13 protein-coding genes are annotated in these 13,397 nt (G+C 25.5%); 11 read left to right on the forward strand and 2 right to left on the reverse strand.

Annotated features, from left to right (window positions below; genetic code table 4):
* The first annotated feature begins 6 nt into the window (after window positions 1–6).
* The 6 genes from AAHF53_RS01250 to asnS all read left to right on the forward strand — a co-directional run bounded on the left by AAHF53_RS01250 (window position 7) and on the right by asnS (window position 5,627).
* Complete coding sequence (locus AAHF53_RS01250) at window positions 7–291, forward strand: hypothetical protein (protein ID WP_342189513.1); 285 nt, start codon at window positions 7–9, stop codon at window positions 289–291.
* A 2-nt stretch (window positions 292–293) separates the two neighbouring features.
* Window positions 294–542 (forward strand): hypothetical protein, encoded by a 249-nt coding sequence (locus AAHF53_RS01255; RefSeq protein WP_215826579.1) that lies wholly within the window; start codon window positions 294–296, stop codon window positions 540–542.
* A 21-nt stretch (window positions 543–563) separates the two neighbouring features.
* Entirely contained in the window at window positions 564–956 is a 393-nt protein-coding gene (locus AAHF53_RS01260) for a hypothetical protein (RefSeq protein WP_342189964.1), read from the forward strand.
* A 265-nt stretch (window positions 957–1,221) separates the two neighbouring features.
* Complete coding sequence (locus AAHF53_RS01265; protein WP_342189965.1) at window positions 1,222–3,105, forward strand: hypothetical protein; 1,884 nt, start codon at window positions 1,222–1,224, stop codon at window positions 3,103–3,105.
* Between the two features lie 51 nt (window positions 3,106–3,156).
* On the forward strand, window positions 3,157–3,666 hold the full coding sequence (locus AAHF53_RS01270) for a hypothetical protein (protein ID WP_342189516.1): 510 nt from the start codon (window positions 3,157–3,159) through the stop codon (window positions 3,664–3,666).
* Window positions 3,667–4,271: 605 nt separating this feature from the next.
* Window positions 4,272–5,627: an asparagine--tRNA ligase gene (gene asnS, locus AAHF53_RS01275; protein WP_342189966.1), complete on the forward strand. Its 1,356-nt coding sequence runs from the start codon at window positions 4,272–4,274 to the stop codon at window positions 5,625–5,627.
* A gap of 32 nt (window positions 5,628–5,659) precedes the next feature.
* On the opposite strand, the gene AAHF53_RS01280 is transcribed toward asnS, so the two are convergent.
* Both AAHF53_RS01280 and AAHF53_RS01285 read right to left on the reverse strand, forming a co-directional pair.
* On the reverse strand, window positions 5,660–5,851 hold the full coding sequence (locus tag AAHF53_RS01280) for a hypothetical protein (RefSeq protein ID WP_342189967.1): 192 nt from the start codon (window positions 5,849–5,851) through the stop codon (window positions 5,660–5,662).
* A gap of 263 nt (window positions 5,852–6,114) precedes the next feature.
* Window positions 6,115–6,921, reverse strand: coding sequence for an alpha/beta hydrolase (locus tag AAHF53_RS01285; protein WP_342189968.1), 807 nt, complete (start codon window positions 6,919–6,921; stop codon window positions 6,115–6,117).
* A gap of 263 nt (window positions 6,922–7,184) precedes the next feature.
* On the opposite strand from AAHF53_RS01285, the gene AAHF53_RS01290 reads away from it, so the two are divergent.
* The 5 genes from AAHF53_RS01290 (at window position 7,185) to ptsP (ending at window position 13,244) form a co-directional block, all read left to right on the forward strand.
* The gene (locus tag AAHF53_RS01290; RefSeq protein ID WP_342189969.1) at window positions 7,185–8,129 is read left to right on the forward strand and encodes a glycosyltransferase family 2 protein; all 945 of its coding nucleotides are present in this window, start codon (window positions 7,185–7,187) and stop codon (window positions 8,127–8,129) included.
* Entirely contained in the window at window positions 8,129–8,860 is a 732-nt protein-coding gene (locus AAHF53_RS01295) for an RDD family protein (protein ID WP_342189970.1), read from the forward strand. Before AAHF53_RS01290 ends, AAHF53_RS01295 begins: the two co-directional genes overlap by 1 nt.
* 32 nt (window positions 8,861–8,892) lie before the next feature.
* Window positions 8,893–11,034, forward strand: coding sequence for an ATP-dependent helicase (locus AAHF53_RS01300; RefSeq protein WP_342189971.1), 2,142 nt, complete (start codon window positions 8,893–8,895; stop codon window positions 11,032–11,034).
* A gap of 91 nt (window positions 11,035–11,125) precedes the next feature.
* Window positions 11,126–11,389, forward strand: a complete 264-nt coding sequence (locus AAHF53_RS01305; protein ID WP_338968560.1) for an HPr family phosphocarrier protein — start codon at window positions 11,126–11,128, stop codon at window positions 11,387–11,389.
* A gap of 130 nt (window positions 11,390–11,519) precedes the next feature.
* Entirely contained in the window at window positions 11,520–13,244 is a 1,725-nt protein-coding gene (gene ptsP / locus AAHF53_RS01310; protein WP_342189972.1) for a phosphoenolpyruvate--protein phosphotransferase, read from the forward strand.
* The last annotated feature ends 153 nt before the right edge of the window (window positions 13,245–13,397 follow it).

The following is a 13,397-nucleotide window of genomic DNA, read 5'->3' on the forward strand; positions in this document are numbered from 1 at the left end:
TGAAAAATGGAAAATCTCGCAAAAATGGCCGACTTTCTCGCTCAAATGCTTTATAAAGTTTTTGACTTAATTTGAAGTTTAGAAGTACCAGGAACAAATATTCAACTAATATTTCCTTTATTCTTAACGCTGGCTGTAGAATTTCTTATGGCAATTATTCTTGGATTTGGTAGTCAACAAGTTAATTTAGAAAAACAACGCCAATATGCGGTTAAAAATAGTGGCCGTTTAAGTGCATGAGGAAAAGTCAAAAAACAAATAAAACCAATAAAAACAAAACAAGGTAACTAACAATGTTTAAACTAATTATTATTTTTATCTTAATAACTGTTCTTGGATTATTAGCTGGTAGTCATTTTGAAACTTTAACAAACTACATTAGCGAAGGTCTTGCCAATTTCCAAAAGTTTATTACTAGTAATTTAACAATTTTAGAACTATTTAAACCAATGGCACGAACATTTTCACAACATCCAATCTTTACCATTCTTGGCGTTACTTGTGTACTTATTGCTTTATTTATTGTGATTAAAGGACGATAAAAATATGAAAGGAGAATTAAAATGAAAAAATTTTTAGCAAAATTATTTAAAAAAGATAATTTAAAAGAAAAAATGTCATTAAAATTAAGAATTAAAAATGCTTTTAAAAAGCAGTGGTTAAAAGTAGTATTAAGTATCATTTTCATTTTTACAAGCTTATTAATTTGTGCATTAACAGCAAGCGATACTAAATGAATAACTGGAACAAGTAATGAATTTAATAATTTTATGAATAAACAAATGGTTGATTTCTTTGGCAAATTTAATAGTGGTATTATGCTAGCGGGAATATTTGTTTTTTGATGGGGTGGAGCAATATATTTTGCAATTAAATTTGAAAAATTAATTCGCTTGATTATTCAGAAAATTAAAACAAAAAGAGCCTTGAAAAATGAAATGAAACAAAATCATTAGTTCTTTAAAAAAATATTGATGGAGAATTTTACCTTACATTTTTATGATTACTATCTTTTTCATTGCATTTTTAAAATTGGAAATTAATGATTTGAAATTGTTATATGAAAAATTTGAAGCATTGATTTCACTTATGATACTGGGATATTTAGATATATGCATTACAATAGCTGTAATTATAAATTGTGGTATTGAGTGACTTATTAAAAAAATAAAAATTAAAAGAACAATAAAAAATAAAATATTTTAAAAAGGAGTGATAAAAATGTTTATGAAAATATTTACGGTGATAATTATTAGTTTTAATAACATTTTTACCATTCCCCAAAACATTAACAATGACGGAATAACAACACAATCACTAATTAGAAACAAAAGAGAAAACAGTCAAGTTTCTGAAATTAACTTAGAAAAAGCAGAATTTCTAATATGAAAAAATGAAAATCCTTATAAACCTGCATCAACGTGAAAAACAGAATTACAATTTTTATTAAATGACATAGAAAAGCAATCAGGAATAAAACCGATAAATCCTGTGGAAGAATTATGAAACAATAAAGGGCGAATTCAAAGTTATATAAACCAAAATCAAATTAATATTATTAAAAAACTTAACGAATTACAAATAAATACAAAATGAACAGAAGTTGAAAAAGAACAAAAACAAAATATTAAAATAAAAAATATTAAAGTAAAATTTGAATACCAAAAAGATACCTTTGCCGGTGCAAGATGAAACTGATGAAAAATACTAGAATTTGATGCAAAATCAGAAACCAAACCTTCGACTGATATTGAATTACCAACAACAAACACCAAATTTGATGGCAACCATAACTATAACGATGTTATTGATAGCATTGATTATTTAATGATTCATCGCGGTGATTTTGACAAATTTAATTATTCTTATCTTTATTGAACACCAATATTTAATTTTGTTGACACCTTAGAAAAAGGCTATTACAAAGAATTTACCATTAAAAACCACGGTTTTAAAAACGAAAGCTATTTTTATCATAAAACTCCTAGCAGTGAAGATAAAATAAATGAAAATGTTTTGAAAATTAAAGCATTTAATAAAACTTTAATCGCAGGAAATAATTATTTACAATTATTACATGGTGAAAATGAAATCTGAAAATATGACACCGAAAAGACTAATGATTATTACTTAATTAAGTATCTTTTTGGTACTTTAAATTACCTCAATGTTAAATTTAGTTTTCTACGCTATGACCCCGACTTACGAAATGACATTTACCTTTATTTTAAAAACAACATTTCTAGTATTAATAATAACGATTACAAAAATGTTTTTGACGAAATCTATGAAATTCTTGGCAACTTCTTTGCCAGTTTATTTTATGCGACTTTTGATATGGACGAAAAAACTCATACCGAAGTTGATTTTAAGGGTATAGACAACTATAAGAAGGATTACTTTATTCAAATTGGTTTCTTTTATCGCTCATTAATTACCTTTTATCCCAAAAAATACTTAATCAATGTTACTGGTAACTCGGAATTATTACTAAGAAGTTATTTTTTTACTTTTGATAAAAAAACGCACCAAGAAGATTTTAATGCTATTAAAAATAAAAATAGCATTTATCAAATTCATTTTAATGTCCTTAAATCTTATGATAATAAACTCATCGCCTTGCCAGCCAACAAGACTGTTAACAGTATTAACTATCTCAACACCGATATTGATATTCGTTACGGTATTAATATTTTTACCTTAACCTTTCCTCTTTATCACAAAAGTAATACCTCTAACTATAATTTTAAAATTTATGATTTTAATGTCCTTAATTCCACAGCATTTATCCCTGATGGTTCCACCAATTCAGAATGAGATGACCTAATTCCGCCAGCAAATTGCAAATATTCCGGACGGTGGATACCCACATTTAATGATATTGGTTGTGCCATTCAGAATGCTGGTATTAAAATGATTAACTGAATATTGACAGCGTCACAAATCATTACCATTTTACGCCCGTTAGCGATTATTGCAAAAGCAACAGTTAACTTTTCGACCGCCATTTTTCCAGTTTTTAAAACAGTCCCAGCCTTTTATTATAACTTTCAATTTTTAATCGGTTTTGCCATTTTTCTAATGATATTAAGGGTTTTCCTGTAATATATATATATATATATATTGAAAAAATAAAATAATAAAGGAATTAAAATAATGAAAATTTTAAGTACAATAGTTATTTCAGGATTAACGATATTATCCGTAACTTCTTGCTCCAATAAAACAAATAGACCAACACCGTTAGACTTAGACAGTAAAAAAAGTAATCAAGTTTCTGAAATTAACTTAGAAAAAGCAGAATTTGTAATATGAAAAAATGAAAATCCTTATAAACCTGCATCAACGTGAAAAACAGAATTACAATTTTTATTAAATGACATAGAAAAGCAATCAGGAATAAAACCGATAAATCCTGTGGAAGAATTATGAAACAATAAAGGACGAATTCAAAGTTATATAAACCAAAATCAAATTAATATTATTAAAAAACTTAACGAATTACAAATAAATACAAAATGAACAGAAGTTGAAAAAGAACAAAAACAAAATATTAAAATAAAAAATATTAAAGTAAAATTTGAATACCAAAAAGATACCTTTGCCGGTGCAAGATGAAACTGATGAAAAATACTAGAATTTGATGCAAAATCAGAAACCAATTAAAATAAACACTTTTTAATAACTACTCAAGCAACCACCACAGAAATGCATTTTTCTATGATAATAATAATCTTAAATAACTAAGCAACTTTTAAATTTTTTCTTCTTTTTATTTTGACAAAATAAAAACCAGTAATTTTAATTACTGGTTTGAATACTTTTCCTGTTTTTATCACAAGAAACTTAAAATTATTACACTTGTTAGGGCGCATAAAGTTTTGTTAGGTGGGTAAAGATTTGAATAATTTTGAAAGAAAAGCAACTAAAAATTTATTACCTTTTTACTTGAAAAATAATTAATAAAACAAAATATTTAATATTAACAAACATATTCTTAATAAAAGGTTATAAAAACTAAGTAAAATGCTTATAAAAACAACATTAAAATAATTTTTTACAACAAAAATCATACATAAGAAATATATACTTAATTTGCATATTGAAATAATTTATAGTAAATGACTATTTTTTCTTTTTTAAAAAATACCTAAGAAAACTAAACGCGACCTTTGTAGATTTTATGTTTTAATTATCAACATATATTATATAAAATTATATGTGTTATAATTAAAAAAATCTTATTCATTTTGAAAAGAGGGAAAATATTAATGTTAATTAAAAAACTTTATGAAACATATAAAGCCATTGTTGGTCAAGAAATTACTTTAAAAGGTTGAGTACGAACTAATCGTGATTCTGGTAAAGTAGGTTTTATTAGTTTAAATGATGGTAGTTATTTGGATAGTATTCAAGTTGTTTATAATCAAGAAATTAAAACTTTTAATGAAATTAAAAGTTTGCGAACAGGTTCTTCAATTGCAGTAACAGGAGTATTAGTTTTGCCAGATAAAGGTAAGGAATTGTTTGAAATTAAAGCAACAAATATAAAAATATATAATAATGCTGTGGAACAATATCCATTACAAAAAAAAGAACATTCTAATGAATATTTACGAGAAATTGCTCATTTACGAGTTCGAACTAATAAGTTTTGAGCTATTTTTAAGATTAGAAGTAGTGTTAGTTATGCGATTCATTGCTTTTTTCAAAGAAATGACTTTTTATATTTGCATTCACCAATTATTACTAGTAATGATGCTGAAGGTGCAGGTGAAGCATTTATTGTGACAACTCGTGAAGATAATAATTATCAACAAGATTTCTTTTCTAAAAAGGCTAATTTAACTGTTTCTGGACAGTTAAATGCTGAAGCATATACACAAGCATTTAATCGTGTTTATACTTTTGGACCAACTTTTCGAGCCGAGAAGTCTCATACTTCTCGGCATGTAGCTGAATTTTGAATGGTAGAACCAGAGGTGGCATATAGTTCGTTAGAAGAAAATATCAAATTAGGAGAAGAATTAATTAAATATATTATTAATTATATTTTAGAAAATAATAAAAAAGAATTAAAGTTTCTAAATGATAATGTTGATAATAATTTATTAGATAAACTAAAGACAGTAGTAACTGTTAAATTTGTAGTTATGACTTATGATGATGCGATTATGGAATTAATTAAAGTTAAAGACCGTTTTGAAAATCAAGATATTCATTGAGGAATGGATTTACAAACTGAACATGAAAGATATTTATGTGAACAATTAACTAATAAGCCAACATTTATTATTAATTATCCACAAATTATTAAAGCATTTTATATGAAAACTAATGAGGATAATAAAACTGTTCAAGCAATGGATTTATTAGTCCCTGGAATTGGCGAATTAATTGGTGGTAGTCAAAGGGAAGATAATTATGAAAAATTATTATCAAAAATGCAAATGGCTAATTTAGATATTAAGGATTTTCAATGATATTTAAATTTAAGACAGTATGGGTATGCTCCAAGTGGTGGTTTTGGTTTAGGATTAGAACGATTAATTATGTATTTGACAGGAGTGACAAATATTCGTGATGTTTTACCATTCCCACGAGTACCTAATAGTTTAGAATTTTAAAAAAAGATAAAGTTTTAACAAACTTTATCTTTTTAATTAGTAATTTCTTCATGTGTTTTAGCAAATAATAAAGTTTTACTTGTATAAAGGTCATAATCAGTTGTAATTGATTGTACATGCCCAGCATCTTTTATAATTAATAGTTCACTAATTTGTTTTTCTTCATGGGCGCATAAAGTTTTGTTAGGTGGGTAAAGATTTGAATAATTTTGAAAGAAAAGCAACTAAAAATTTATTACCTTTTTACTTGAAAAATAATTAATAAAACAAAATATTTAATATTAACAAACATATTCTTAATAAAAGGTTATAAAAACTAAGTAAAATGCTTATAAAAACAACATTAAAATAATTTTTTACAACAAAAATCATACATAAGAAATATATACTTAATTTGCATATTGAAATAATTTATAGTAAATGACTATTTTTTCTTTTTTAAAAAATACCTAAGAAAACTAAACGCGACCTTTCTTCATCACGAATTTTATGATGATAAATATCATAAGCCAATATCATAAGCCATATATAATGGAACAAAATTATCTTTTTCACCATGAATAATTAGTAATGGGATAGTAGCACATTTTTTTAAATTATTTTTAGGAACTAATTTTTTAACTTTTAGTTCATTAACTAATCGTAATGATAATCGCATTACTGATATTGTTCAAAATCAATGTTTTTTAAAAATTGTCATACTCATCCATCGTAGTTGTTCAATAAAACTACTATAAGCACAATCACTAATTGCTCAAGATACTTTTAATTCTTTAATTTTTTCACTGTATTCTTTAATGAATTCAATAATAGTACTTCCACCCATTGAATTACCAATTAAACCAATTGATTGGACAATAAAGTTCTTATGTAAATATTTTATTACCATTGCTAGATCATGTTTTTCAAAAAAACCAAATCCAATAGTTTTAGTACTAGATTTACCGTGGTTGCGTGCATCAAATGATACAATATTGTATCCTTCATTATAAAAATGTCTTGTCATTCTTAAAGCTAAAAATTTGTTTTCTGTTCATCCGTGCATGGCAATAATTCATTTGTTATTTTTATTATTAGGATTAATTAAAATTAAACTGCTAAGAATAGTATTACCATTAATAATTTCATGTTCTTGAAATTTGAGATTATTTTTTTCTTTTGTGCTGAAAGCAATTAAAGAATTGTTTTTAATAATACTATCAGTAGTTAAAACAGCTAAACTATATTTTTCAATGCCATGATATAAGGGGTCATATTTACCAAATCGATGAAATGTATTGGTGAAACGAGGCATAACATAAAAATTTTTACAACATATATATAATAGATATCATATTAAAATAGGGAAAGTTAAAATAATGATAATTAAACTAAAAAATGATAGTCGTTTAAACTTTCTTGGTAGGGGATTTTTAATTTGCGTAATTTCCATAATTTTAACCTCATGTTTTAGTAATATATTTATTTTATCATTTTATTAATATTATATGATAATAAATTAATTAGGTAATATATAAAGGCAAATGTTATAATTACTATATTGAGGGAGTGGTAATGGTGACAATCAGTTTTATTTTAACTAGTTCTAATGATAATAATAAGTTAGAAGTAACATTAAATAGTATTTTAAAACAAAAGGGTAAAGATTATGAAATTATTATTGTGGATGATAAAGCAAAAGATGATACTCTAGAATATATTACTAAATTTTTTCAAGAACATAGTGATGCTATTAAAGTTATTAGTAGCTGAAAGGAAATTGAAACCGCTAATGCTTGAAATTTAGCATTAAGTAATGCTAAAGGAAGTTATGTTTTATTTTTACAACCAGGATATAAATTAATAAATAATTTTATGGAAAATATTATCCAAGAAATTAATAATAATGATGAACCTGATTTAATTGAATTTATGGTTCAATATTCTAATGTTTATCATCATATTTCTTCACGAAGATTAAAAAATAATAATTTGTATCATCCTCTTTTAAATCGGGAAGTCTTTGCTTTAATTCATCATTCACTATTTAATAAGTTATTTAAAAAAAAGATTATTACTAGTCATAAAATTACTTTTCGGCGTTCTAATCGTTTTGATTTACTATTTATTTATAAAATATTACCGTGAATTGAAACTTTATATACGAGCACTAAAATATTAGTAGATATTGAAATTGAGCCATTCTTGAATTTTAATAGTTTTGATTTTTTAAAGCAATGAGTTCATATTTATAACTATTATAAGCAAATAAACTTAGCAAGAGAGTTAATTGAAGAATTAGAATATGCATTTGTTCGCTTTCATTACTATACATTTTTAAAAGTTATTGCTCCAACAGGAAATAAAGTATTAGTTAAAAAAGCTATTCAAGAAGTTACAAATAAAGTTACGAAAAGATTTCCTCACTGAGAAAAAAATCAATATCTCAATTTAGTACCAAACGATTTGTTCAATAAAGATGTTGCCAAAGATTGAAAAAAATATTTAAAGAATTTTGTTTAATGGATATTATGAAAATTAAAACTATTAGTAGTGATAATGACACTATAAGAAAAAAAACGCCATATTTTTTAGTAAAACTTTGAAAAGTAATTTTTGCTAGAGTGATTGATTATATAATTATCAGTATGATTATTTTTATTATTACTTGGGGAATTTATCAAAATCAATATCTTAATGACTGACAAAAAGCAATTATTAATCATTTTAGTGCATTTTCATTATTAATGTCTTATTTTGTTATGATGCCATATTTTTGTCAAGGTAGAACAATAGCAAAATTTATTTTTTGTTTTAAATTAATCAAAGAAGGTCAAAATAAGATTCGGATTTGAGATTTATTATATCGGGAATTGTTTATTACAATTATTCCGTGAGTAATTTTGATTATTAGTAATTTATTTGTTAGCTTAGTTTTTAAATATCCAATTTTTATTTTTAATTATCAAAACATTTTTGTAATTACTAAACCACAACATTCTTTACCGTTAGCTGTAACAATTACATTAAGATTAATGGGATTATTTTATTTATTATGATATGGTTCATTAATGTTACTTTATAAGTTTGATGTTAAAAATCAATTATTCTTTGATCGCTATTTACACATTTATATTGTTAATGTTCGGTATCATCAAGAGAAAAAGCAAAAAAAAAAGAAAAATTACAAGATAATAAAATTCATATTCATTTACAAGAGTCTTTACCGGGAACTATTGATAGTAAAGAATTAAAAGCAATTGAAGAGTTATAAAAGGAGTAGAAGATGAATATAAACCATTTAAATGAAGAACAAAAATTAGCAGTTTTAAGTAGTGAAGGTGCTAATAGAATTATAGCTGGTGCGGGAAGTGGCAAAACAAGAGTTATTATTTATAAAATTGCTCATTTGATTCATAATTTGGCCATTAGTAGTAATCAAATTTTAGCCGTAACTTTTACTAATAAGGCAGCTAATGAAATGAAAAGTCGATTAAATGAATTGGTTGGTGATCAATCTAAATATACATGAGTTCATACATATCATGCCTTTTGTGTTCGAGTTTTAAGAAATGATATTGTGGTTTTGGGATATACAAAAGATTTTATTATTATTGATACTGTTGATAAAATTAATATTTTAAAAGATATTATTAAAAATAAGCAATATAATTTTGATAGTAATGAAATTAAGAAAGTTAGTAGTATGATTTCTTATTGAAAAAATCATCAATTATCATATAGTGATATTATTAATAGTGATTTTTATCATGAACATAAGCAACAATGATTAGAAATTTATAAGATTTATTTACAAAATTTGCCTAAGAATAATATGGTTGATTTTGATGATTTATTAACTTTAACTTTAGAATTATTTTCACATCATGCAGAAGTATTACAAAAGTGACAAAAACGATTTTCGTATGTTTTAGTTGATGAATTTCAAGATACTAATGAATTACAGTTTGAATTAATTAATTATTTAGTAAAAATCCATCAAAATATTACTGTTGTTGGTGATCCAGATCAAACAATTTATTCTTTTCGCGGGGCAAAAGCAAGATTAATTTTAGATTTTGATAATTATTTTCCTAATGGGAAGACTTTTATTCTTAATCAAAATTATCGTTCAACACAAAATATTTTAGATGTGGCAAATATTCTTATTAGTTATAATCATTCACGAATTGCTAAAGATTTATTTACGATGAATGACTATGGTAGTAAGACAAAATTATATCATGGCAATACTAGTATTCGTGAAACTAACTGGGTGGCAAAAGAAATTAAAAAGTTAGTTGAGAAAAAAATTTTATTAAATAATATTTTAATTCTTTATCGTGCTAATTATCTTTCTCGTGATTTAGAAGAAGCATTAATTAATAATCATATTAATTATCGTATTTATGGTGGTTTTAAGTTTTTTGAAAGAAAAGAAATTAAGGATGTTTTAGCTTACTTAAAAACTTTAGTTTATGGTGATCAATTATCAACAGTAAGAGTTTTGAATTTGATTAAAGGTGTGGGGATGACAACAATTAATAATTTAATTGAACAATCACAAAATAATCATCAATCGCTTTTAGAATATTTAATGGTAAATGTTGCTAGTTTAAAACCATCAATAATTGAATTAGTTACATATTTAAAAGTTTGAAAAGAGAAACTAAAATCATATGAAAAGATGACTTTATTCAGTCAAGATTTTTTAAATAACGGTAATTACTTACAGCAATTAGCAGATGGTTTTGAGGAAGAACGCTTAGAAAATGTTAAAGAATTATTTAATCATATGGAAAATTATGATTTGCAAAATGTGGATTCATTACAAGGAATGGAATTATTACAACATTATTTACAAGAAGTTAGTTTATATGTTGATCAAGATGAAAATTCTGCTAATCAAGATAGAGTTAGTTTGATGACGATTCATAATGCTAAAGGTTTGGAATATGATTTTGTATTTATTATTGGTTTAAATGAAGGCATTTTTCCTAATACTTTAAGTATTGAAGAAGGAATTTCTGCTATTGAAGAAGAACGAAGAGTTTTATATGTTGCGATTACAAGAGCAAGAAAAGGATTATTTTTAAGTTATAGTGAAGGGTTTTCTTATGTAACTAATAATTACCGCTTACCTTCAAGATTTGTTATTGAAATTAATCCTAGTTTATTAGAACTTAAAAGCGATGAACAATTAGAAGATACTAAGCGGTCATTAAGTTGAACAATACCGAAAAATATTTCTTTAACACCAGCAAAAAAATCGCAATGAAAAACTGGTGATGTTATTCAACATTCTACTTTTGGTAAAGGGATTGTAACTAATATTTTAAATTCTAATGTTGAAGTTGCTTTTAATAGTGGGATTAAAGTTTTACGATCTAATCACCCGTTATTAAAGAAGGTTTTGAGTGAAGATTAAATATCTAGTTTTTAATTGCTGTTTATGTTAGTATTAACTTACATTTATTAATTATTATTTATTGATGTAAAAAATTAAAGGAGAAATAAAAATGTCATCATTTAAAGCTAAAATTACTGATCCAATTGGAATGCATGCGCGACCGGCTGCGATTGTTGTTAAAGAGGCTTCAAAATATAGTTCTACTATTAAAATTAAAGTTAATGGTCGTGAAGGAAATTTAAAGTCAATTATGAATATTATGGCTTTAGGAGTTAAAACCGGAACAGAAGTAGAAATTGAAGCAATTGGTAAAGATGCTGATGTTGCAATTGCTGGCATTAAAAAAGCAATGAAGGATAATAAATTGGTTTAATATAAAATTTAAAAATACGAATAATTTCGTATTTTTATTTTGTTTTTTTTAAGATTGCAATTGTTATTGGAAAAACTGAACTTTTTTATATATAATTACTAGTAAACATATATAGAAACGAGGACATATTATGGAGTTGAAAGCTATTGGTGTTTCAAACGGAATTGCCATTGCTAAAGTATATAAGTTAATTGAACAACGAATTGAAGTTGAAAAAGAACAAGTTACTAATATTGAAGAGCAATTACGAAATTTAGAGCAAGCGTTGGATATATCGCTTACTGAAATTCGGAAATTATATACCGAAACTCTTAAAAAGCTTGGTGAAGATAAAACTAAAATTTTTATGGCTCATGAGCAAATTATTAGTGATCCCACTATTATTGATGAAATAAAACAGATGATTACTAGTGAACAAGTTACTAGTTCGTATGCGAGTTTCGTTATTGCTAGTAAATATATTGCGATGTTTAAAGCGATGGATGACGCTTATATGCGTGAAAGAGCAAGCGATATTGAAGATGTTACTAATCGTTTAATTAAGCATTTATTGGGAATAAAAATTCAAGATTTAGCAATTATTGATGAAGAAGTAATTATTGTTAGTTCTGATTTAACACCATCGCAAACAGCACAATTAAATCCGGAATTTGTGAAAGGATTTCTTTGTGATATTGGTGGTAGAACTTCGCATGCGGCGATTATGGCGCGTAGTTTAGAAATTCCAGCGATTGTAGGATTAAAAGATATTACTAGTAAAGTAGAAAATGATGAACTAATTATTATGGATGGAAAAACTGGTGTTGTCATAACTAATCCTAGTAGTGCTCAACAAGTTGAATGAAAAGAATTGCAAACGCAATGAAAAATTAAGCAACAACAATTGCAAAAATATAAGGATGAACCAACGATAACTTTAGATGGGCATAAAGTTACTTTAGAAGGAAATATTGGTTCTTTTCACGATGTTGATAGTGTTATTGATAATGGTGGCAACGGAGTGGGATTATTTCGTTCGGAATTTTTATATATGAATAGTAATCAATGGCCAACAGAGGAAGAACAATTCCAAGCATATAAAGCTGTCTTAGAGAAAATACCTAATGATATGGTTGTTATTCGGACACTTGATATTGGTGGTGATAAGCATTTATCGTATTATCAGTTTGAATCGGAAATGAATCCTTTTTTAGGTTATCGTGCAATTCGTTTGTGTTTAGATCAGATTGATGTTTTTAAAACGCAATTGCGAGCATTACTAAGAGCATCGGTTTATGGTAAATTAGCAATTATGTTTCCTATGATTGCTACTGTGAATGAGTTTAAAGAAGCTAAAGCCATAACTTTGCAATGTAAAGAAGAATTAAAGCAAGAAAATATTGCTGTTAGTGATGACATTCAAATTGGAATGATGGTTGAAATTCCTGTTGCTGCGGTAATGAGTGATATTTTTTCTCAATATGCTGATTTTGTTTCGATTGGAACTAATGATTTAATTCAATATGGAATTGCTGTTGATCGAATGTCACCGAAGGTATCATATTTATATCAACCTTATAATCCAGGAATATTAAGACTAATTAAAATGACAATTGATGGTGCTCATTTAAATAAGAAATGAGTTGGAATGTGTGGCGAAATGGCAGGAGAAATTTTGGCATTACCATTATTATTAGGAATGGGATTAGATTACTTTTCAATGTCATCAACATCAATATTAGAAGCAAGAAAAATTATTAATAGTTTAACTAAAAAAGAGACAGTTATTCTTGTGAATGAGGCTTTAAAATGTCATAATGAAAATGAAGTAATTACTCTTGTTACTAAATTTTTACAAGAAAAGAAATTAATTTAATGTTTTTAAATATGATATTGGCAACGACAACAATAAATAAGAATATGGGTATTGCTTTAACTGTTAGTTGTCTTATTTTGACAATTTTATGTTTTGTTATTCATTGACTGTTAGTAACAAAATATTTTTCAAAAGTTGTTTATAAGGATACAT

This window comes from Spiroplasma endosymbiont of Dilophus febrilis (genome assembly GCF_964030685.1).
Lineage (GTDB): Bacteria > Bacillota_I > Bacilli_A > Mycoplasmatales > Nriv7 > Nriv7.